Annotated in this window: 20 protein-coding genes and 1 pseudogene; 16 read left to right on the top strand and 5 right to left on the bottom strand. The window is 75.0% G+C overall.

Annotation, left to right across the window (positions count from 1 at the left end):
* The first annotated feature begins 73 nt into the window (after window positions 1-73).
* From AB0B76_RS10690 to AB0B76_RS10660, 7 genes are all read left to right on the top strand, one after another.
* Window positions 74-766, top strand: a complete 693-nt coding sequence (locus tag AB0B76_RS10690; RefSeq protein WP_360372809.1) for a methyltransferase domain-containing protein — start codon at window positions 74-76, stop codon at window positions 764-766.
* Between the two features lie 160 nt (window positions 767-926).
* The gene (locus AB0B76_RS10685) at window positions 927-1565 is read left to right on the top strand and encodes a GntR family transcriptional regulator (protein WP_360372807.1); all 639 of its coding nucleotides are present in this window, start codon (window positions 927-929) and stop codon (window positions 1563-1565) included.
* A gap of 95 nt (window positions 1566-1660) precedes the next feature.
* A complete protein-coding gene (gene atzF / locus AB0B76_RS10680) occupies window positions 1661-3397 on the top strand; it encodes an allophanate hydrolase (RefSeq protein ID WP_360372804.1) in 1737 nt (578 codons plus the stop codon).
* Window positions 3394-4089: an isochorismatase family cysteine hydrolase gene (locus AB0B76_RS10675; protein ID WP_360372801.1), complete on the top strand. Its 696-nt coding sequence runs from the start codon at window positions 3394-3396 to the stop codon at window positions 4087-4089. Before atzF ends, AB0B76_RS10675 begins: the two co-directional genes overlap by 4 nt.
* Window positions 4090-4100: 11 nt before the next feature.
* The gene (locus tag AB0B76_RS10670; protein WP_360372799.1) at window positions 4101-4787 is read left to right on the top strand and encodes a cysteine hydrolase; all 687 of its coding nucleotides are present in this window, start codon (window positions 4101-4103) and stop codon (window positions 4785-4787) included.
* Window positions 4778-6382: a regulator gene (locus AB0B76_RS10665; protein ID WP_360372796.1), complete on the top strand. Its 1605-nt coding sequence runs from the start codon at window positions 4778-4780 to the stop codon at window positions 6380-6382. The genes AB0B76_RS10670 and AB0B76_RS10665 overlap by 10 nt, the downstream gene beginning before the upstream one ends.
* Before the next feature lie 10 nt (window positions 6383-6392).
* A complete protein-coding gene (locus tag AB0B76_RS10660) occupies window positions 6393-6764 on the top strand; it encodes an AtzH-like domain-containing protein (protein WP_360372793.1) in 372 nt (123 codons plus the stop codon).
* Here the strand turns inward: AB0B76_RS10660 and AB0B76_RS10655 are convergent.
* Genes AB0B76_RS10655 through AB0B76_RS10645 form a run of 3 tightly spaced genes read right to left on the bottom strand, consistent with a single transcriptional unit; the run spans window position 6717 to window position 9879 of the window.
* Window positions 6717-7790, bottom strand: coding sequence for a CapA family protein (locus AB0B76_RS10655; protein ID WP_360372790.1), 1074 nt, complete (start codon window positions 7788-7790; stop codon window positions 6717-6719). The genes AB0B76_RS10660 and AB0B76_RS10655 overlap by 48 nt on opposite strands.
* Window positions 7787-9196, bottom strand: coding sequence for a HAMP domain-containing sensor histidine kinase (locus AB0B76_RS10650; protein WP_360372787.1), 1410 nt, complete (start codon window positions 9194-9196; stop codon window positions 7787-7789). Before AB0B76_RS10650 ends, AB0B76_RS10655 begins: the two co-directional genes overlap by 4 nt.
* Window positions 9193-9879 (bottom strand): response regulator transcription factor, encoded by a 687-nt coding sequence (locus AB0B76_RS10645; RefSeq protein ID WP_360373627.1) that lies wholly within the window; start codon window positions 9877-9879, stop codon window positions 9193-9195. Before AB0B76_RS10645 ends, AB0B76_RS10650 begins: the two co-directional genes overlap by 4 nt.
* 151 nt (window positions 9880-10030) lie before the next feature.
* Here AB0B76_RS10645 and AB0B76_RS10640 point away from each other — a divergent pair, with 151 nt between their 5' ends.
* Complete coding sequence (locus AB0B76_RS10640; protein WP_360372785.1) at window positions 10031-10480, top strand: hypothetical protein; 450 nt, start codon at window positions 10031-10033, stop codon at window positions 10478-10480.
* Between the two features lie 41 nt (window positions 10481-10521).
* Here the strand turns inward: AB0B76_RS10640 and AB0B76_RS10635 are convergent, their stop codons facing one another.
* Window positions 10522-12198 carry a GAF domain-containing sensor histidine kinase gene (locus AB0B76_RS10635; RefSeq protein ID WP_360372782.1) on the bottom strand — a complete coding sequence of 559 codons (1677 nt, stop codon included), beginning with the start codon at window positions 12196-12198 and terminating at the stop codon, window positions 10522-10524.
* A complete protein-coding gene (locus AB0B76_RS10630) occupies window positions 12195-12833 on the bottom strand; it encodes a response regulator transcription factor (protein ID WP_360372779.1) in 639 nt (212 codons plus the stop codon). Before AB0B76_RS10630 ends, AB0B76_RS10635 begins: the two co-directional genes overlap by 4 nt.
* A gap of 226 nt (window positions 12834-13059) precedes the next feature.
* On the opposite strand from AB0B76_RS10630, the gene AB0B76_RS10625 reads away from it, so the two are divergent.
* The 8 genes and pseudogenes from AB0B76_RS10625 to AB0B76_RS10590 all read left to right on the top strand — a co-directional run.
* The gene (locus AB0B76_RS10625; RefSeq protein ID WP_360372777.1) at window positions 13060-13782 is read left to right on the top strand and encodes a sigma 54 modulation/S30EA ribosomal C-terminal domain-containing protein; all 723 of its coding nucleotides are present in this window, start codon (window positions 13060-13062) and stop codon (window positions 13780-13782) included.
* Between the two features lie 46 nt (window positions 13783-13828).
* Entirely contained in the window at window positions 13829-15223 is a 1395-nt protein-coding gene (locus AB0B76_RS10620) for a cytochrome ubiquinol oxidase subunit I (protein WP_360372774.1), read from the top strand.
* A 15-nt stretch (window positions 15224-15238) separates the two neighbouring features.
* Window positions 15239-16243: a cytochrome d ubiquinol oxidase subunit II gene (gene cydB, locus AB0B76_RS10615; RefSeq protein ID WP_360372772.1), complete on the top strand. Its 1005-nt coding sequence runs from the start codon at window positions 15239-15241 to the stop codon at window positions 16241-16243.
* Window positions 16243-17916 carry a thiol reductant ABC exporter subunit CydD gene (cydD, locus tag AB0B76_RS10610; protein ID WP_360372769.1) on the top strand — a complete coding sequence of 558 codons (1674 nt, stop codon included), beginning with the start codon at window positions 16243-16245 and terminating at the stop codon, window positions 17914-17916. Before cydB ends, cydD begins: the two co-directional genes overlap by 1 nt.
* Complete coding sequence (gene cydC, locus AB0B76_RS10605) at window positions 17913-19634, top strand: thiol reductant ABC exporter subunit CydC (RefSeq protein WP_360372766.1); 1722 nt, start codon at window positions 17913-17915, stop codon at window positions 19632-19634. The genes cydD and cydC overlap by 4 nt, the downstream gene beginning before the upstream one ends.
* A complete protein-coding gene (locus AB0B76_RS10600) occupies window positions 19603-20013 on the top strand; it encodes a pyridoxamine 5'-phosphate oxidase family protein (protein ID WP_360372764.1) in 411 nt (136 codons plus the stop codon). The genes cydC and AB0B76_RS10600 overlap by 32 nt, the downstream gene beginning before the upstream one ends.
* Before the next feature lie 76 nt (window positions 20014-20089).
* The gene (locus tag AB0B76_RS10595) at window positions 20090-21214 is read left to right on the top strand and encodes a nitroreductase (RefSeq protein WP_360372761.1); all 1125 of its coding nucleotides are present in this window, start codon (window positions 20090-20092) and stop codon (window positions 21212-21214) included.
* A gap of 29 nt (window positions 21215-21243) precedes the next feature.
* A pseudogene (locus AB0B76_RS10590) lies at window positions 21244-21815 on the top strand (sensor histidine kinase); the annotation flags it as partial.

The raw sequence follows: 21815 nt of genomic DNA, 5'->3' as shown, positions 1-21815 counted from the left end.
TCGTGGACCGCTCGGACGAGCAGGTCCCGGCGGCGAGCAGCGACTACTGGCGCCCAGATGGTTCACTGCACCGGTGCCGCTTGACTACGACGCCGAGCTGACCAGGTACGGCGCGGTGCTGCGCCGTACCTGGGGCATCCGGCCGCACGACAACGTCCTCGACATCGGCTGCGGCGCGGGGGAGACGACCCGCGCCGCGGCCGGTGCCGCATCCGCCGGTCACGTGCTCGGCGTGGACGTGTCGGCCGACGCCGTCGCCCGGGCCCGGGAGGCGGGCGGCGCGGCCTACGAGTGTGCGGACGCGCAGACGTACGCCTTCGCTCCGGCCTCCTTCGACGTGGCGATCAGCCGCTTCGGCACCATGTTCTTCGCCGGCCCGGTGGCCGCGTTCGCGAACATCGGCCGCGCACTGCGCCCGGGCGGCCGCCTGGTGATGCTGGTCTGGCAGGCCGCGGACCGCAACGAGTGGGCCGTGACGCTCCGCCGCGCGTTCCCCTTGCCGGAGTCCCCGTTCTCGCTCGCCGACCCGGCCCCGATCCTCGCGGCGGCGGGCTTCGCCGACGTGGCGTGCACCGAGGTCGAGGAGCCCGTGTACTACGGCCCGGACGCGGACGCGGCCCTCGGCTTCGTCCGCGGCTTCGCCGGGGCCGGCGCCGCGACCGAGGACGCGCTCCTGCGCCTGCGCGCCGACCTCGCCGCACACCTGACCGGCGACGGCGTGTGGCTCGGCGCCCGCGCGTGGCTCGTCACGGCGTCGCGGGCGTGAAGGCGCGGTGAACGCGGGGCCGACCTCGCCGCGGTCCGCGCCGCCCGCGACGCGTTCGAGGCCCTCCGCAAGCCCGCTTCGCCGCGGTGCGCGGGCCTCACCGCTCGTGACGGCGGAGCTGAGCTGACGGGTCTCCCGTCGCGTCTGCCACACTGGGCCGATGAAGGAGAGCGAGGAGCTGCCCGGCGCGAGCCTGGTCGAGCTCGCGGCGCTCCGGCTGACCCGGGAAATTCTCGGCGGCGGCACCGAGCCCGGCGAGCGCCTCGTCGAGGAGCAGCTGACCCGGCGCTTCGGCATCAGCCGCGCTCCGCTGCGGGAGGCGCTGCGGCTCCTCGCGCAGCAGGGCCTCGTCGAGCACCTGCCGCGGCGCGGGGTGCGCGTGGCGATCCTCTCCGACACCGACATCCAGGAGCTGTACGCGGTCCGCGACGTGCTGGAGCGCCACGCCGTGCAGGCCACGCCGCCCGATGCCGACCTGGCCGGCGTGGCCGCGGCGATGAAGGCGATGCAGGCCGCCGACGCGCGGGGCGACCACTTCGACGTGGCCACCGCGCACCGCGAGTTCCACGTCGCGGTGGTGGCGCTGGCCGGGAACCGGCAGCTGACCCTCGTGTACGAGTCGGTGCTGGTGAAGATCCAGCTGTACATGGCGCTCAACCTGCGCCGCGAGGCCACCGTCGCCCGCCCGCACGACGGCGTGCACCGCCACGAGCGCCTCCACGAGGCCGTCGGCACCCACGACGGCGAAGCGGTCCTGCGGGCGCTGGCCGGGCACGGGGCGCGCTCCTACCTCGCCTGAGGCGCTCCGGCGGAAGCCGGCGAAGTGAGACGCCGGACATCGATGCGTTACACGGCGTGGCGGTTCGTGTAACAGAATTGTCGACAATCGACAGCATGACCAGCATCGCCGCCCGCAGCGGGATCGCCGCCCTCCGCGACGCCTACCGGCGCGGTGCGGTCGACCCCGCCGACGTCGCGGAGCAGGTGATCGCCGCCGATGCCCCGGACGGGGTGTGGATCGGCCGGACCGAGCCCGAGGCGCTCCGCCGCCGGGCGCGGGAGCTGCAAGGCAAGGAGCATCTGCCGCTGTACGGCATCCCGTTCGCGGTCAAGGACAACATCGACGTCGCCGGCCTGCCCACCACGGCCGCCTGCCCCGCGTTCGCCTACCCGGCGCCGCGCACCGCGCCGGTGGTCGAGCGGCTCCTCGCCGCGGGCGCGATGCTGGCCGGCAAGACCAACCTCGACCAGTTCGCCACCGGCCTCACCGGCTCCCGCTCGCCCTACGGCGCCGTCGAGAGCGTCTACGGCGGCGGCCTCATCGCCGGCGGCTCCAGCAGCGGCTCGGCGGTCGCGGTCGCGGCCGAGGCGGTCGCCTTCGCGCTCGGCACCGACACCGCCGGCTCCGGCCGCGTGCCCGCCGCGCTCAACGGCATCGTCGGGCTCAAGCCGACCCGGGGGCTGCTCAGCACGCTCGGGGTCGTGCCCGCCTGCCGGTCCCTGGACCGCGTCTCGGTCTTCACGCGCGATGTCGCCGACGCCGTGACGGTCCTGGGCGTGGCGGCCGGGCCGCACCCCGAGGACCCCTGGTCCCGCACCGGCCGGGCCCCGACGAAGGACCCGGATTCGGTACGGCTGGCCGTCGCCCGGCCCGAGGCGCTGGACTTCGAGGGCGACCGGGGCCAGGCCGAGCGCTACGTCGCCGGCTGCGTGGCCCTGGCCCGGCTCACCGCCGAGGTGGACCCGGCCGGCATCGAACCGCTGCTCGAGGCGGGCGGCCTGCTGTACCAGGGCCCGTGGGTCGCCGAGCGCCTGGCCGACCTGGAGGACTTCCTGCGCGGGCACGCCGGCGAGGTGCTGCCGCTGACCCGGGGCATCATCGAGGGCGGGCGCCGCTACACCGCCGCCGACACGTTCCGCGCCCAGCATCGGCTGCGCGAGCTGCGGGCCGCGGCCGACCGGCTCTTCGAGCGCCACGACGTGCTGGCGCTGCCGACGGTCCCGACCACGTACACCCTCGCCGACATCGCCGCGGACCCGCTGGGCCGCAACGCGGTCCTGGGCCGGTACACGCAGTTCGCGAACCTGCTCGACCTGGCCGTGGTGAGCGTCCCGAACGGGCACACCCCGGACGGGCGCCCGGCCGGCCTGCAGCTGATCGGGCCCGCGTTCAGCGAGCCGACGCTGCTGGCGCTGGCCGCCGCCCTGCTGGGCGAGGCCCCGGCGGCCGTCCGGCCCGGCGAAGACCTGGTCGAGCTCGCGGTCGTCGGGCACCACCGGCGCGGCGAGGCCCGCAACGGGGAGCTCGTCGCGCTCGGCGGACGTTTCGCGCGCACCACCCGCACCGCGGACTGCTACCGGCTGTACCGGCTGCCCAGCGGCGTGCCCGGGCTGGTGCGGGTCGGCGCGGGCGCGGGCGCGGCGATCGAGGTCGAGATCTGGCGGCTGCCGGGCACGGCGCTGGGCGCGCTGCTGGCCGGCGTCGCCCCGCCGCTGTCGATCGGGTTCGTGTCCACCGTGGACGGCCCGGTCACCCAGGGCTTCCTGTGCGAGGCGTACGCGGCCGCCGGCGCACGGGACATCACCGCCGGCGGCGGCTGGCGGGCCTACCGGCACGAGGAGGGACCATGAGCGCAACCATCGGCCCGGTCGTCGGCGCGAAGCCCTACGCCTGGCCCTACGACGGGCAGGTGCCGGTCGGGCGCACCGCCCTGCTGTGCATCGACTGGCAGACCGACTTCTGCGGGCCCGGCGGCTACGTCGACAGCATGGGCTACGACATCGGCCTGACCCGGGCCGGCCTGCCGGGCACGGCGAAGCTGCTCGACCACGTCCGCGGGCTGGGCATGCTCGTCGTGCACACCCGCGAGGGCCACGACCCGGACCTGAGCGACCTGCCGCCGAACAAGCGCTGGCGCTCGGCCCGGATCGGCGCCGAGATCGGCTCGGCCGGCCCGTGCGGCCGGATCCTGGTCAGGGGCGAGCCCGGCTGGCAGATCGTGCCCGAGGTCGCGCCGCTGGCCGGCGAGGTGGTCGTCGACAAGCCCGGCAAGGGCGCCTTCTACGCCACCAACCTCGACCTCGTCCTGCGCACGCACGGCATCACGCATCTCATCCTGACCGGCATCACCACCGACGTCTGCGTGCACACCACGATGCGCGAGGCGAACGACCGCGGGTTCGAGTGCCTGATTCTGTCCGACTGCACGGGCGCCACCGACCCGTCCAACCACGCCGCCGCCCTGCACATGGTCACCATGCAGGGCGGGGTCTTCGGCGCCGTCGCCACCTCCGGCGACGTCATCGCGGCAACAGCCGGCTAGGAGTGTCCACTGTGGCCATTGTCGACGCACTTCCCGGACCGTACTCCTTCGACCCTGCGACCACCGCGCTGATCGTCATCGACATGCAGCGCGACTTCATGGAACCGGGCGGCTTCGGCGAGACCCTCGGCAACGACGTCGCCCAGCTGCGCCGCACGATCGAGCCGACGCGGGCCCTGCTCGCGGCGGCCCGCGCGGCCGGCCTGACGATCATCCACACCCGCGAGGGGCACCGGCCGGACCTGTCGGACTGCCCGCCGGCGAAACTCAACCGCGGCGACCCGAGCCTGCGCATCGGCGCGCCCGGACCGATGGGCCGCATCCTCATCCGCGGCGAGCCCGGCCACGACATCATCGACGAGCTCGCCCCGGCCCCGGGCGAGCCGGTCATCGACAAGCCCGGCAAGGGCGCGTTCTACGCGACCGACCTCGGCGAACGGCTGACCGCCGGGGGCATCCGCAGCCTCGTCGTCACCGGCGTCACCACCGAGGTCTGCGTGCACACCACCGTCCGGGAGGCCAACGACCGCGGGTACGAGTGCCTCGTGCTCGCCGACTGCGTCGGGTCGTACTTCCCGGAGTTCCAAGCGGCGGGCCTGAAGATGATCGCCGCGCAGGGCGGCATCTTCGGCTGGGTCGCCGAGTCCCCGGCGTTCATCGCCGCCCTGCAGCCGGTCAAGGAGCCGACATGGAACTGAAGATCCCGTGGTGGGTGCGCGGCGACACGAACGCCTTCTTCGGCTTCGGCGTCAACGTGCTCGTCAACGTGCTCACCCTGACGTCGCTGTGCCTGTTCGTGGTGAAGCTCAGCGAGCACGACGTGTTCCACGCGATCCTGCCGGCGCTGGGCATCGCCCTCGTCGCCGGCAACGTCTACTACACCTTCCTCGCCCGGCGCCTGGCCCGGCGCGAGAACCGCACCGACGTGACGGCGCTGCCCTACGGCCCCAGCGTCCCGCACATGTTCATCGTCATCTTCGTCATCATGCTGCCGGTGTACCTGCGCACGCAGGACGCGACCAAGGCGTGGAAGGCCGGCCTCGCCTGGGCGTTCATCATCGGCGTGATCGTGCTCATCGGCGCGTTCGTCGGCCCCTTCATCCGCAAGTACGCGCCGCGGGCGGCCCTGCTGGGCACCCTGGCCGGCATCTCCGTCACGTTCATCGCGATGTTGCCCGCGGCCCGGATGTGGAACCTCGCGTGGGTCGCCCTGCCGGTCTTCGCGCTGCTGCTCATCGGCCTGCTCACCGACACGAAGCTGCCCGGCAACTTCCCGATCGGCCTCGCCGCGCTGCTCGTCGGCACGGCCGTCGGCTGGATCGGCGGGGCCATGCACGGCAACGCGGTAAGCGAGGCCGCCCACGAGATCGGCTTCGCGCTGCCGGGCCTGCACCTGAACCTGCTGTTCTCCGGCCTGTCCGACGTGGCCCCGCTGCTGGCCACCGCCATCCCGCTCGGCGTGTACAACTTCACCGAGGGCATGTCCAACGTGGAGAGCGCGGCGGCCGCCGGCGACAACTACAACCTGCGCAGCGTGCTGCTCGCCGACGGGGCCGGGGCCATCATCGGCTCCGCGCTCGGCTCGCCCTTCCCGCCGGCGGTCTACGTCGGCCACCCGGGCTGGAAGAAGGCCGGCGGGCGCAACGGCTACTCGATGGCCACCGGCATCGTCATCGCGCTGTTGTGCTTCCTGAGCATGTTCGGCCTGCTCGGCGCGGTGCTCCCGATGCCGGCGATCGTGCCGATCCTGCTGTACATCGGCCTGCTCATCGGCGCCCAGGCCTTCCAGTTCACCCCGAAGGCGCACGCCGCGGCGGTGATCGCGGCCCTGGTGCCCAACATCGCGCAGTGGGCGACGAGCCAGATCGACAACTCCCTGGCCGCCGCCGGCACCACCGCGGCGAAGGTCGGCACCGCCGCCCTGGAGGGCAACGGCGTCATCTACGGCGGCCTGCTCACCCTGGGCCAGGGCGCCATCCTGGCCGGGCTGGTCCTCGGCTCGATCGTGGCGTTCATCATCGACAAACGCTTCATCCACGCGGGGATCTTCGCCCTGGCCGGCGCGCTGCTGTCCTTCGTCGGGCTCATCCACGCCGAGAAGGTCGGCTGGAACGCCAGCGGCCCCGTCGCGCTGGGGTACCTGTTCATCGCGGTGGTCTGCGGCCTGTTCGCGCTGACCCGCCCGGCCCCGCGCGCGAAGGAGTCCGACGAGATCGAGCTCGACCGGCTGCACGGCGCCGAGGACCCGGCGCCCGCCGCGGCCCCCGAACCGGCCCCGGCCCCGGCCGTCTAGAGAGGAACCCATGGACATCGATCGCCCGGACGTCGTCGCCGAGGTCGCGGCCGCCTTCACCGACTACGAGAAGGCGCTGGTCGCCGGCGACGTCCGGGCGCTCGGTGCCTGGTTCTGGGACTCGCCGGCGGTGACCCGCTTCGGCATCGCGGACCGCCAGACCGGCGCGGCCGCCCTGCACGAGTGGCGGGCCGCCCAGCCCCCGCTCCCGGCGGGCCGGCGCCTCTTCGACACCCGGATCACCGCCTTCGGCCCGGACCTGGCCACCGTGACCACGCTGTTCGCCTATCCGGGCGGCGCCGGCGAGGGCCGCCAGTCCCAGACGTGGGTCCGGCTACCGGAGGGCTGGCGAATCGTCCACGCCCACGTATCGGTCTGCTAGCCCGGTGCAGCCGCGCAGGTCGGTGAAGCGCTTGACCGCCGCGGGGCCGGTCACCGGCCGGGGCTGGCCCGTACCCGAGACGACCGCCGGCACGAGCGTCGCCTGCGTCGCGGTGCGGCCGTGGACCTTGACCTGCAGGACGCCCGTGTCGCCGGAGCCCACGTACCAGACGAAGTTGCCCAGCCCGTAGGCCACGTACGTGCGGCCCAGCCAGCCGTCGCCCTGCAGGACGTGGGCGTGCGCGCCGATGATGAGGTCGGCGCCCGCGCCGGCCAGGGCCGCGGCGAAGGACTTCTGGTCGGCGTTCGGGCACGAGACCGTCTCGGTGCCCCAGTGGTTGAACACGATCACGATGTCGGCCTGCGCACGGGCCGCCCGGACCGCGGCGGTGGCGCGCGGCACGTCCCAGGCCATCGCGATGCCCGGGGTCGCCGGCCCCGCCTTCCAGGACTCGGCCAGGGTGTGGATCTGGCTGAAGCCGAGCAGCGCCACCCGCACGCCGTGCACGGGCAGGATCAGCGGCGCGTAGGCCTCGTCGATCGTGCGGCCGCCGCCGAAGACGGGCAGGCCCGCCGCCGCGGCGAGGTCGAGGGTGTCGGCGAAGCCCACCCGGCCGTAGTCCAGGGCGTGGTTGTTCGCGATCGTCACGGCGTCGATGCCGGCCGCCTTCAGGGCCGTGTACGCCGTCGCCGGGGCGCGGAAGTGGTACTCCTTCGGCTCCGGCGTGCCCCGCTCGGTCACCGCGCTCTCCAGGTTCACCACGGCGAGGTCGGCCCCGGACAGCACCGGCGCCATCGGGCCGATCGCGGTCGCCGGGTCCCGCAGCAGCGCGGCGGTGCGGCCGGTGAAGTGCACGTCACCGGCGAAGGCGAACGTCAGGTCCACGGGCGCGGCCGGCGGCGCGGACGACGCGACGGCGGACGGCGACGCCGGCGCGGACGGGGGCGAGGACGGGGACGCCGGCCCGGCCGGCGCGGCGGAGCAGCCGGCCAGCAGCACGACCAGCGCCAGCGGGGCCGCCCTCATGCGAGCACCGGCAGCTGGATCGTGAGGACCGTTCCCCGCGGGTCGCCGGGCGCGACGGAGACGGTGCCGCCGTGGTGCGCGGCGGTCTGCGCGACGATCGCCAGGCCCAGCCCCGAGCCGGGCATGCCCCGCGCGGCCGGCGCCCGGTAGAAGCGGTCGAACACGAAGGGCCGGTCGGCCTCGTCGATGCCGGGGCCCTCGTCGCGCACGGTCAGGCGGCCGCCGGCGGTCAGGACCACGGCGACGGTACCGCCGGCCGGGCTCCACTTCGCCGCGTTGTCGAGCACGTTGACGGCCATCCGCTCGAGCTCGCCCGGGCGCCCGTGCACCGTCACCGGGGCCAGGTCGGCGGCGAACGTGAGGCCCGGGGCCCGGATGCGCACCCGCTGGATCGCCGCCGCGACGATCTCGGCGAGGTCGACGGGCTCGGGCTCCTCGCGGGCCGTCTCCTCCCGGGCCAGCTCGACCAGCTCGGTGGTGAGCGTGGCCAGCTCGCCGACCTGCGACTCGAGGTCGGCCAGCAGCCGGGCGCGCTCCTCGGGCGGCAGCCGGTGCGCGAGCTCGGGCCGCCGCTCGACCGCCAGCAGCAGCTCGACGTTGGTGCGGATGCTCGTCATCGGCGTGCGCAGCTCGTGGCTCGCGTCCTCGACCAGGGTGCGCTGGGCGCGGCGGGACGCGTCGATGGCGCCGAGCATCGTGTTCACCGAGCGGCCGAGGCGGGCGATCTCGTCGACGCCGTGGACGGGGACGGGCCGGGTCAGGTCCATCGTGACGGCGACCTCCTCGACCGCCTCGGCCAGGCGGGACACGGGCACCAGGCCGGCCCGGGCGACGGCCCGCCCGAGCAGCGCCGCGCCCGCGATCCCGACCGCGCACCCGGCGGCGAGCAGGAGCCCGAGCTGGCCCAGGGTGCGCCCGGACGGGTCCTGGTTGATGGCGACCTGCACCGCGCCGCCGCCGGTGGCCGGGAGGGTCAGCATCTGGTACCGGTCCCCGTCCAGCACCACCATCTCCTGCACGGACGCGCGGCGGCCGGCGAGGACCTGGCGCACCCCGGCGGTGATCGGCAGCGACGCGGAGTCGCTCACCGTGGCCCCGTCGCCGTCGATGATCTGCCAGCGGGTGCCGAGGTCCTTGGGCCGGTGCCAGGGCGGGCCGTGGCCGTCGGGGGGGCCGAACTTCGGCTCGGGGTCGGGCAGCTGCGCCCCGCCGGCGCGCCACTGGTCGGGCTGGGCGGCGATCGCCTGCGCGTCGGTGGTGAGCTGGGTCTGCAGCTGCCGGTGCTGGATCTCGAACACGGCCGCGAACGCCACCGCCGCCACCGTGAGCACCGCGACCGCGACGGCCCCGGAGACCAGGATGGAGAGCCGGTCACGCAGGGTCCGGCGGTGCCACCAGGCGGTCACAGCGGCTCCTCCCGCAGCACGAACCCGACCCCGCGCACCGTGTGCAGCAGCCGTTGCTCGCCGTCGGCCTCCAGCTTGCGGCGCAGATACCCGAGGTACACGTGAATGCTGTTGCTCGTCTCCCCGAAGTCGTAGCCCCAGACGTGCTCGAAGAGCAGCTCCCGGGTCAGCACCTGCCGGGGGTGGCGGAGGAACACCTCGAGAATGGCGAACTCGGTGCGGGTGAGCCGCATCGGCCGCTCGCCGCGCCAGACCTCGCGGGTCTGCGGGTCCAGGCGCAGGTCGGCGAAGCGCAGCTCGCCCGACGGCGCGGCCGCGGTGCGCTGGGCCCGGCGCAGCAGTGCCCGCAGCCGCGCGAGCAACTCCTGCAGCGCGAACGGCTTCACGAGGTAGTCGTCGGCGCCCGCGTCGAGCCCGGCGACCCGGTCCCCGACGCTGTCGCGGGCGGTGAGCATGAGCACCGGCACGAGCACCCCCTCGCCCCGCAGCTCCCGGCAGGTCTCCAGGCCGTCGATCACCGGCATGCTCACGTCGAGCACCACGGCGTCGGGCTCCGCGCCCCGCACGGCCAGGATCGCCGCGGCCCCGTTGTCGGCGGTCTCGACCTGGTACCCCTCGAAGCGCAGCGTCCGCGCGAGGGAGTCCCGCACGGCGGCGTCGTCGTCGACCACCAGAATCCGCAAGCCCGCCCCCTCGTCCACGGCCCGAGTCTGGCCACCGCGGGTGAGAGCGGCGGCGGGGCGGGCCTAAGAATTGCCTAAGAGCTCGACTCTCTCACGCAATTCTTAGGTGTGGGAGCGCGCACTCCTTAGGCGGGGGATCGATGCTTGATGCATGACCGACGACGACCTCTCCAAGCAGCCTCCGCCGCCCGCGGAGCCTGCTGAACCGGTGGAGCCTGTGGAAGCACCGGCTCCGCCACCGGCGCCCCCGCCGCCGCCTCCTCCTCCGCCCGGCCGTCCGGCGTGGGGCGGGTGGCCCGGAGGCTGGCGCGGCGGCCGCGGGCGCCGCAACGGCGTGCTGATCGCGATCGTGGCCCTGGTGGTCGGCTGCTGCCTGGGCGCGGGCGTGACGGCGGTCGGCGCGGTGGTCTTCGGCCACCACGGCGGCCCGCAGCGCGTCGGGCCGGGCCACGACCGCTACGAGCACTATCGGGGCGGCGACCCCCGCGACCCGCGCGGTCCCGGTGCGCCCGGCAACGGCCGCTTCGACCGCAACCGGCCGCCGGCTCCGGCCCCGACGACGGCCCGGACGACGGCCGTACCCACGCCGACGGCCTCCTGACCGCCGGGCGGCACGGACCCATTCGGGCCCGTGCCGCCCGGTCAGACCGGCACCTTCCAGATGACCCGGGTACCCCTGGTCTCCACCGGCCCCACCGTGCACTCCCCGCCCAGGTCGGCGGCGCGCGCTCGCATGTTCGGCAGCCCGTGCCCGGCCGAGGACCCGCCGGCCGGCCCGACGCCGTCGTCCTCGACGGTCAGGTCCAGCGAGCCGCCGCCCACGGCGACGAGCACCCGCGCCGACGTGGCCCGGGCGTGCTTGGCGATGTTGCTCAGCGACTCCCGCAGTACCGCCAGCAGCGCCGTCCGCTGCGCGTCGGGCACCGCGGTGTCGACCGGGCCGTCGATGCGCAGCACCGGGCGGAACCCGAGTGCGTCCTCGGCCTCGTCGACCTGGTCGCGCAGGGCCTTGCGCAGGCTGTTGCCGGGCACCCCGCGCAGCTCGAAGATGGCGCCGCGGATCTCCCGGATCGTCGTGTCCAGGTCATCGGTGACGCGGCCGATGCGCTCGCGGACGTCGTCCTGGGAGCTGCGGTACGCCGCCCCCTGCAGCTGCATCCCGGCCGCGAACAGCCGCTGGATGACGACGTCGTGCAGGTCGCGGGCGATGCGCTCCCGGTCGCCGACGACCGCGAGCATCTCCCGCTGGTCCTGCGCCCGGGCGCGCTCCAGCGCGAGGGCGGCCTGGCCCGCGAAGGTCTCCACCATCGCCAGCTCCAGGCCCTCGGTGATCGGCGCGCTCTCCTTGCCGAACGCGACCACGAGCGCACCGAGCGCCACCCCGCCGACGGCGAGCGGCACGAGCAGCGCGGTGCCGGTCGGCAGCAGGATCGGCCAGCCGGCCGCGGCCCCGAGGTCGGTGACGACGGCCACGTGCCGGTGCTCGAGCACGTCCGCGAAGTCGCTGCCGGCGATCGGGATCGACCAGCCGGCCGCGCCCGCCGGGCCGCCGACCGCGACCTCGACGACGAGCCGGTCCTCGGCCGCGAGCAGCACCATGGCCAGCTCCGCCCCGGCGACCTCGCGGGCGCGGGTCGCGACGAGCTCGAGCGCCTCGGTCTGGCGCACCTCGCCCAGCAGTACCGAGGTGATCTCCGCGGCCGCGGCGAGCCACCGCTGGCGCCGCTCGGCCTGGGCGTAGAGGCGGGCGTTGTCGATCGCCGCGCCGGCCGCCACCGACAGCGCCGCGACCAGGTCCTCGTCGTCCTGCGTGAACTGCTCGCCGCCGCGCTTCTCGGCCAGGTACAGGTTGCCGAACACCTGGTCGCGGATGCGCACCGGCACGCCCAGGAAGCTGTGCATCGGCGGGTGGTTGGCGGGGAACCCGTAGGCGCGCGGGTGCTGCGTGATGTCCAGGAGCCGGATCGGGCGCGGCTCGTCGATCAGCAGCCCCAGCACGCCGTGGCCGCGGGGCAGGTCGCCGATCGCCGCCCGCTCCTCGGCCGAGACGCCGTGGTTGATGAACTCGACGAGCATGCGGTCGGAGCCGATCACGCCCAGCGCGCCGTACCGCGCGTCGGCCAGCCGGCACGCCGCCTGCACGATGCGCTCCAGCGTGCTGTGCAGGTCGAGGTCGGAGCCGATGGCGACGACCGCGTCGAGCAGCGCGCGCAGCCGCTCCCGGCTGGTCATCACCTCGCCGACGCGGGCGAGCAGCTCCTGCAGCAGCGCGTCGAGGTCGACGCGGGACAGTTCGGGCAGCGGCAGCGGCGAGTTCACGGCTTCTTTTGTAGCAACCGCGACGCGAGCACCGCCGCCTGCGTCCGCCGTTCCAGCCCCAGCTTGGCCAGCAGGCTGGAGACGTAGTTCTTCACCGTCTTCTCGGCCAGGAACATCCGCTCGGCGATCTCGCGGTTGGTCAGCCCCTCGGCGACGTGCAGCAGGATCTTGCGCTCCTGCTCGGTGAGGTGCTTGAACTCGTCGGGCTGCTCGGGCCCGTTGCGGATCCGCTCGAGCACGCGCGCGGTCACCGCGGGGTCGAGCAGCGACTGCCCGGCCGCGACCCGGCGCACCGCGTCGACCAGGTCGGTGCCGTGGATCTGCTTGAGCACGTACCCGGCCGCGCCCGCCATGATCGCCGCGAACAGCGCCTCGTCGTCGTCGTACGACGTCAGGATCAGCGCGTTGATCGACGCGTCGATCGAGCGCACGTCGCGGCACACGTCGATGCCGCTGCCGTCGGGCAGGCGCCCGTCGAGCACGGCGACGTCCGGCCGCAGCGCCGGGATGCGGTGCGTGGCCTCGACGGCCGAGCCGGACTCGCCGACGACCTCGATGTCGCCTTCGCGCTCGAGGAGCTCGCGCAGGCCGAAGCGGACCACCTCGTGGTCGTCGAGCAGATACACCCGGATCATGTGTTCTTTCTACCAGCATTCCGGCGCGGCGCCAGGGAACAAGGTCCCGTCTTCGGGACCTTCGGCCCTGTCCCGCGGTCGCGGCGCTGTGGATTTGTAGTGGATGTGGTGCGGTCCGTGGAGGCCGTGCGCCAAAAACGAACCCGGCCCCTTCGCCGCGGACGGCGACCGACGTGTGGGAGGGGGCCTGGGTGGAGCGGAGCTCCCCCAGGAAAGGCAGCACAGTATGGATGTCATCACGCGCGGGTTGCGGCCGCACGAGCGGACCGCGGCCGAGGCGCTGTTCGGGGCCCTCGCCGTCCGGCACCGGGTCGGCGGGGCGCTGCGGGTGCGGCTCACCGGCGCCGCGGTTCCCGGCGGGCCGATGCTGGTCCAGGCCAACCTCCGCCTCTTCGGGGCGCCCGCGCGCATCCAGGTGGCCGGGCGCGACCCGGCCGAGGCCATCGCCGCCGGGGCCGCCCGCCTGGACCGGCAGGTGCGCCGCCTGTCCGCCGCGTGGGAGCCGTGGCCCTGGCCCGATCCGGAGCGCCGGCCGCTCGCCGTCCCCGGGCGGCCCTCCATCACGAGAAGCAAGAGCCCGCGGCTGTACCGCCGCAGCTTCTGCCAGGCCGCCGCGCACCTGGCCGCCATGGACTACGACGCTTTCCTGTTCATCGACGCCGCCACCGGCGAGGACGCGCTCGTGCACCGGGCCGGCCCCACCGGGCTGCAGCTGACCCGGCAGCGCAGCATGCACCCGGCCGCGGGCCCCGGCACCCCGCCGCCGACGGTCAACCCGCGCCGCCCGCCGGTGCTGAGCCCGGAGGCCGCGGCCGCGCGGATGGCCGAGGGCTGGCTGCCGTTCCTGTTCTTCACCGACGCCGGCACGGGGCGGGGCTGCCTGGTGTACCGCCGCTACGACGGCGGCACCGGGCTCGTGCGGCCCGCGGAAGTCCCGCCCGGGACGTGACCTTCGGCCCTGCTCGGCCGCCGGGCCGGGGTCGGAGACTCGCCGCATGGACACGCTCGACCTGGCGCGGTGGCAGTTCGCGATCACCACCGTGTACCACTTCATCTTCGTGCCGATCACGATCGGCCTTTCGGCGCTCGTCGCCGGGCTGCAGACCGCGTGGGTGCGCACGGGCAAGGAGCAGTACCTGCGCGCCACGAAGTTCTGGGGCAAGCTGTTCCTGATCAACTTCGCGATGGGTGTCGTCACCGGCATCGTGCAGGAGTTCCAGTTCGGGATGAACTGGAGCGCGTACTCGCGGTTCGTCGGCGACGTCTTCGGCGCGCCGCTGGCCATCGAGGGCCTGCTCGCGTTCTTCCTGGAGTCGACGTTCCTCGGGCTGTGGATCTTCGGCTGGGACCGGCTGCCCCGGCGGGTGCACCTGGCCACCATCTGGCTCGCCGCGATCGGCACGATGCTGTCGGCGTACTTCATCCTGGCCGCCAACTCGTGGATGCAGCACCCGGTCGGGTACACCATCAACGCCGCCCGGGGCCGGGCCGAGCTCACCGACATCGGCGCCGTGCTGACCAACAGCACCGCCCTGGTCACCTTCCCGCACACCATCGCCGCGTGCTTCCTCACCGCCGGTGCGCTGCTGCTGGCCGTCAGCGCCTGGCACCTGCGCCGCCGCCACCAGGCCGAGGTGTTCCGCCCCGGGCTGCGGCTCGGCGCCTGGGTCGTGCTCGTCTCCGGTCTCGCCGTGCTCATCACCGGCGACCTGCAGGCGCGGGTCATGACCGAGCAGCAGCCGATGAAGATGGCCGCCGCCGAGGCGCTCTACGACACCAGCCGGCCCGCATCCTTCTCGGTGTTCACGATCGGCTCGCTGGACGGGCGCGAGGAGGTCTACAGCGTGCGCATCCCGTCGCTCCTGTCGTTCATGGCCACGGCCGACCCGCAGGGCGAGGTGGAGGGCATCAACGACCTGCAGCAGCGGTACCGGTCCGAGTACGGCGAGGGCGACTACGTGCCCTACGTGCCGGTCACGTACTGGTCGTTCCGGCTGATGATCGGCTTCGGCGGCCTGGCGATGGCTGTCGCGCTCCTGGCGCTCTGGAGCACCCGCAAGGGGCGCCTGCCCGGCGGACGCTGGCTGTGGGTCGCGGCGGTGTCCACCGTCGCGATGCCGCTGCTGGCCAACTCGTTCGGCTGGATCTTCACCGAGGTGGGCCGCCAGCCCTGGACCGTCTTCGGGCTGTTCCGGACGGCCGAGAGCGTGTCGCCGTCGGTGGCGACGAGCCAGGCCGCGCTCTCGGTCATCGTGCTGACGCTGCTGTACGGCGGGCTGGCCGTCGTCGAGCTGATGCTGATGCTGCGGTACGCCAAGCAGGGCGCGCCCGAAAATGTCGTACCCACCGACGAGGACGACCCCGACCGCCCGCTCGCATTCGCGTACTGAAGGGAGGCACCGCAAATGGAGCTCACCACCGTCTGGTTCATCCTCATCGCCGTGCTCTGGGCCGGGTACTTCCTGCTCGAGGGCTTCGACTTCGGCGTCGGCCTGCTGCTGCCCGTGCTGGGCCGCGACGACCGCGAGCGCCGGCTGCTCATCAACACCATCGGCCCCGTCTGGGACGGCAACGAGGTGTGGCTCATCGTGGCCGGCGGGGCCACGTTCGCGGCGTTCCCGGAGTGGTACGCGACGCTCTTCTCCGGCTTCTACGTGCCGCTGCTGCTCATCCTCGTCGCGCTGATCCTGCGGGGCCTCGCCTTCGAGTACCGCGGGAAGTCCGACAGTCAGCAGTGGAAGTTCTGGTGGGACCTCGCGATCGTCGGCGGCAGCCTGGTGCCCGCGGTGCTGTGGGGCGTCGCCTTCGGCAACATCGTGCGCGGCGTGCCGATCGGCCGCGACCACGAGTACGTCGGGGGCTTCTTCAACCTGCTCAACCCCTACGCCCTGCTCGGCGGGCTCACCACCCTCACCCTGTTCCTGCTGCACGGCGCGGTGTTCCTGGCGCTGAAGACCGACGGCGAGATGCGCGAGCGGGCCGGACGGCTGGCCGTGCGGGTCGCCGGGCCCACGATCGTCGTCGCCGCCGGGTTCCTGCTGTGGACCCAGCTGACCCACCGCGACGCCTGGGGCTGGGCGCTGTCCGGCGCCGCGGCGGTGGCCCTGGCCGGTGGCGTGCTCGCGGCCCGGGCGCGCCGGGAGGGCTGGGCGTTCATCGCCACCGGCGCGACGATCGTGCTCGCGGTCGCCGCGCTGTTCGTCACGCTCTTCCCCGACGTGATGCCCACGACGCTGCCCGGCGGCGACTCGCTCACGACGGCGAACGCGGCCTCCACGCCCTACACGCTGAAGGTCATGACCTGGGTCGCGGCGGGCTGCACCCCGATCGTGCTGGTCTACCAGGCGTGGACCTACTGGGTGTTCCGGCGCCGGCTGCGCGTCGAGCACATCCCGGCCGGCGGGCACTGATGCGCGCACTCGACCCGCGGCTGCTGCGCTACGCCCGGGCGACGCGCGCCTTCCTGGCGCTGTCGGTCGCCCTGGGCGTGGCCCTGGCCGGGCTCGTCGTCGCCCAGGCGACCCTGCTCGCCGACGCGATCACGCGGGTCTACCTGCAGGGCGCGGACGTGCGCGCCATCCGCGGGACCCTGCTCGGGCTGGCCGCGGTGGTCGCGCTGCGCGCCGCCGTCGCCTGGGCCCAGCAGGCGGCCGCCACCCGGGCCTCGGCCGCGGTCAAGCGCGAGCTGCGGTCCCGGCTGCTGGCCCACGCCGCCGCGCTGGGCCCGGCCGCGGCCCCGGCGAGCGGCCGGCTCGCCACCCTGGCCACGCGGGGGCTCGACGCGCTTGACGCGTACTTCGCCCGGTACCTGCCGCAGCTCGTCCTCGCCGCGCTGGTCCCGCTGATCGTGCTCGCCCGGCTCGCCCCGGCCGACCTGGTCGCGGCCGGCACGGTCGCGCTCACGCTGCCGCTGATCCCGCTCTTCATGACCCTCGTCGGCCGGCACACCGAGGCGGCCAACCGGCGCCAGTTCCGGCTCCTGACCCGCCTGTCGCACCACTTCCTCGACGTCGTGGCGGGCCTGCCGACCCTGCGTGTCTTCGGCCGGGCCCGGCGCCAGGCCGCCGTGATCGCCGCGCTCAGCGCCCGGCAGCGCCGTGTCACCATGCGCACCCTGCGCGTGGCGCTGCTGTCGTCGCTGGTGCTGGAGCTGCTGTCGACGCTGTCGGTGGCGCTGGTCGCGGTCGGCATCGGGCTGCGCCTGGTCGACGGCGCCCTCCCGCTCGCCACGGCGCTGCTGGTGCTGATCCTGGCCCCGGAGGCGTACGTGCCGCTGCGCCAGGTGGGCGCGAACTACCACGCGAGCGCGGAGGGCCTGGCCGCGGCGGAGGAGGCCTTCGCCATCCTGGAGACGCCGCTGCCGGGGTCGGCTTCGGGCGGTTCCGCCGGTGCCGGTGGCGCGGTGGCGTTCGCGGACGTGGTGGTCGCCTACCCGGGCCGGCCGCCGCTGCCCCCGTTCACGGCCACGGTCGCGCCGGGCGAGCTGGTGGCGCTGACCGGCCCGAGCGGCTGCGGCAAGTCGACCCTGCTGTCGGTGCTGATGGGCTTCGCCACCCCGGCGTCGGGCCGCGTGACGGTGGGCGGCGCCGACCTCGCCACGCTGGACCTCGACGCGTGGCGCCGCCGGGTGGCCTGGCTGCCGCAGCGCCCCTGGCTCGGCGCGGGAACGATCGCCGACAACATCCGCCTGGGCGCCCCGGACGCCACCGAGGCGGCCCTGCGCGACGCCGCCGCCCGGGCCGGCGCCCTGTCCTTCATCGACGCCCTGCCGGACGGCTTCGACACCCCCCTGGGCGACGACGGCGCCGGCCTGTCGGCGGGCCAGCGCCAGCGGATAGCCCTGGCCCGCGTCTTCCTGCGCGACGCGCCGCTGGTCCTGCTGGACGAGCCGACGGCGGGCCTCGACCCGGCCACGGAGGCCGAACTCCTGGTCGCGATCCGCACCCACGCCGCCGGCCGCACGGTCATCATGGCCGCCCACCGCCCGACCCTCGTGGCCCTCGCCGATCGCGTGCTCGCGCTTACCCCGGCTCCCGCGGGGCCGGCGGGACGCGGGCGGCTGGGGTCGGGGGTGGGGCGGTGAGCGGGACGGTGCGGACCGGGCTCGGGCTGGTGCGGCCGGCGGCGGGGCGGCTCGGCCTGGCGCTGCTGGCCGGGGTGGCGGCCGCGGGGTGTGCGGTCGGGCTCATGGCGACGTCGGCGTGGCTCATCTCGCGGGCCGCCGTGCATCCGCCGGTGCTGCACCTCATGGTGGCGATCGTCGCCGTGCGGGCGTTCGGGATCGGGCGGGGTGTGCTGCGCTACGCCGAGCGCGTCGCCGGGCATGACGGGGCGCTGCGGGTGCTGGGGGAGCTGCGGGTCCGGGTGTTCCGGCGGCTCGAGCGGCTCGCGCCCGCGGGGCTGGCCGGGTTCCGCCGGGGCGACCTCGCGGTCCGGCTCGTCGACGACGTCGAGTCCGTCGTGGACCTCGTCGTCCGCGTCGCGCTGCCGATCGCCGTCGCCGGGGTCACCGGGCTCGCGTCCGTGCTGGTGGTGTGGTCGCTGCTGCCCGCGGCGGGGCTGGCGCTGGGGGCGGGGGTGCTGGTTGCCGGGGTGGCGGTACCGCTGCTGCAGGCCGCTCTTGTCCGGCGGGCCGATGCGCGGCTGGCTCCGTTGCGGGGTGCGCTCGCGGCCGGGACCGTCGATCTCGTGCAGGGGTTGCCCGACCTGATCGCGTACGGCGCGGTCGGCGACGCCCTCGCGGCCCTCGACCGCACCGACCGGGAGCTGCTGGGCGCCGCCCGCCGGTCGAGCGCGGCCACGGGCGTCTCGGCCGCGGTGACCGCGCTCTGCACGGGGCTCGCGGTGCTCGCGGCCCTGGCCGCGGGGGCGCTGGCGGTCCGGGGCGGGACGCTGGCCGGCGAGCTGCTCGCGGTCGTCGTGCTGACTCCGCTGGCGGTATTCGAGATCGTCGGCGCGGTGCCGCTCGCGGCTCAGCACTGGGCGGCCGCCCGGGCCGCCGTGCGCCGGCTCGCCGAGGTGGCCGCTACGCCGGACCCGGCGCCCGACCCAGTGGGTGTGGCGCCCGAACCCGCGGAGCCGGGCGTTCGGCATGCCGGAGCCGGCGGGGCCGGGCCGGTCGTGCGGGTCGAGGGGGTCGCGGCCGGGTGGGTGCCGGGGCGGGCGGTCGTGCGGGACGTCTCGTTCGTGCTCGAGCCCGGGGCGCGGGTCGCGCTGGTCGGGCCCAGCGGGGCCGGGAAGTCGACGATCGCGGCGCTGCTCGTGCGGTGGCTCGATCCGTGCGCGGGGCGGATCACGGTCGGCGGGGTCGATCTGCGCTCGGTGCGCGGGGACGAGGTGCGGCGGGTCATCGGGTACCTCGGTGACGACGCGTACCTGTTCGACAGCACCATCGAGGCGAACCTGCGCATCGGCAAGCCCGACGCCACCGCGGACGAGCTCGCGGCGGCGCTGGAGCGGGCTCGGCTCGGGGCATGGGTGCGCGGGCTGCCCGACGGGCTCGGGACCGCGGTCGGGGAGCACGGCGTCGCGGTGTCGGGCGGGCAGCGGCGGCGGATCGCGCTCGCGCGGGTGCTGCTCGCGGACTTTCCCGTGCTCGTGCTCGACGAGCCGACCGAGCACCTCGACGAGGAGAACGCGGTCGCGCTGCTGAAGGACCTGATGGACGCCACGCGCGGGCGGACGGTGCTGCTGATCACGCACCGGGCGGACGCCCGTGACCACGTGGACTCGATCGTGACGCTGGAGGGTGGTGATGGCGATGGGGACGATGCGCTCGTTGGGGCGGCGGCGGTGTCTTGAACTGCTCGGGTCCGTGGCCGTGGGGCGGGTCGTGTTCACCGACCGGGCGCTGCCGGCGATCCGGCCGGTCAACCACCTGCTCGACGGGGAGACGATCGTGATCCGCAGCAGCCTCGGCGGCGGGCTGGCGTCGGCGGCGACGGCGCACGGGGCGCTGGTGGTCGCGTACGAGGCCGACGAGATCGACGCCGGGACGCACGCCGGGTGGAGCGTCGTGGTGACCGGGACGGCGCGACTGGTGCTGGACGAGGAGCGGCTGCGGCGGTACGAGGCGGCGCTGCAGCCCTGGGTCGACGAGCCCGTGAACTGCGTCATCGGGATCGAGTGCGACCTGGTCAACGGCTTCGAGCTGGTCGGCCGGGTCCCGGGGAATCAGTGACTTTCGGCCCTGCCGGCGGGGGCGGGGCGGAGCGACCGTGGAGGTGACACCGGTACCGCCGCCAGAGGAGAACGCCATGAACCGCAACCTTCGGGCCGAGATCGACCTGGTGGCCGAGGCGTCCGTCGCGGCGCTGCGGGCCCCGTCGATCCTCAACAGCCAGCCGTGGCGCTGGCGGCTCGCCGGCGACCACGCCGAGCTGTGGGCCGACCGGTCGCGGCAGCTCACCGGGCTCGACCCGGACGGGCGGCTGCTCCTGCTCAGCTGCGGCGCCGCGCTGCACCATGCGGTCGCCGCGCTGCACGCGGCCGGGTTCGAGGCCGACGTCGACCGGCTCCCGGACGCCGACCGGCCCGATCTCGTGGCCCGGTTCGGACGCGGGGGCGAGCGCCCGGCCCGGGACGGTCGGGGCGCCACCGGCGGCGGCGCCGCCCGGCCCGGCGACACCGAGGTGGCCGCGGCGACCGGGCCCGACCGTGTCGGCGACGCCCAGGTGGCGGCGGCGACCGCGCCCGACCGGCCCGGCGACGCCGAGGTGGGTGCGGCGGTCGAGCCCGGCCGGCTCAGCGATGCCGACGTGGCGGCGGCGATCGAGCGGCGGCACACCGACCGGCGGCCGTTCGGCGACGAGCGCCCCGCCGAGGCGGTGCTGGACGAGCTGCGGGCGGTGGCGGGGCGGCATGGGGTACACCTGCAGGTTGTCCGGGAGGATCAGGTCACCGCGTTTGCGGGCGCCGTCGCCCACGCGGCCGAGGTGGAGCGGGACGATCCGCGGTTCCGCGCCGACCTGCGGGCCTGGACGAACCGGGCCCACGGGGACGGGGTGACGACCGAGAGCGTCGTGGCGACCGCGCGGCGGACCGTCGCGCCGCGGGACTTCGCGATCAAGGCGGGGCTGGCGGCCGGGGGCGGGAGCGACCGCGGCACCGTGTACGCGCTGTTCGTCACCGACGGCGACGAGCCCCGCGACTGGCTGGCGGCCGGCGAGGCGCTCTCCGACGTGTGGCTCACGCTCACCGCGCGGGGGCTGGCCGCGTCGCCGATCAGCGAGGTCGTGGAGGTCGCCGGGGTACGCAACGCGCTGCGGTCGCTGCTCGGCGGGGTCGGCAACCCGGCCGTCGGGATGCGCATCGGGGTGCCGGGGCCGGACGACGCGCCGCCGGCCACCCCGCGCCGGATGCCGTCGGCGGTGCTGAGCTGAGGGCTTCGAACACGAGGTAGCGTCGGGGCGTGTCTGGGTTTGCGGGGCGGATTCGGCAGCGGCTCGGGGTGCGTATGCGCTCGGCGCTCGCCGCGTCCGCCGTCGTCGCGGTCGCGTCCGTGTTCACCGGGGTCGCGTTCGTGGTCGCCGCCCGGGTCATCCTCACCGGCAACGTCGACCAGGACACCGGCGACCGCGCGGCCCAGGTGGCCGGGGAGCTCGACGACGAGGCGGCGCTCGCGGCGGTGATGCGGCCTTCGCTGCGCGACCGTACCGTCGTGCAGGTCCTCGGCCCCGACGGCCGGGTGCTGCGCGCCTCCGCGCTGATCATGGGCGCCCAGCCGATCTCGTCGCTGCGCCCGGCCGCCGGTCAGACGCGCCGGGAGCAGCGGCGGCTGGCCGTGGCCCACGACGAGTACTTCCGGATCACCGCGCTCGGCGTCGCGACCGATGCCGGGCCGCGCACCGTGCTCGTCGGGCAGTCCATCGACGAGATCGACGACGGTACCGAGGCCGCGGTCGGCGCTCTTGCGGTCGGGTTGCCGTTGTTGACGGTGATCGTGGGTGTCGCGACGTTCTTGTTCGTGGGGCGGTCGTTGCG

This window comes from Dactylosporangium sp. NPDC049140 (genome assembly GCF_040648435.1).
Note: the sequence above shows the minus strand (reverse complement) of the source record. Positions and strands in the feature narration are given on the sequence as shown.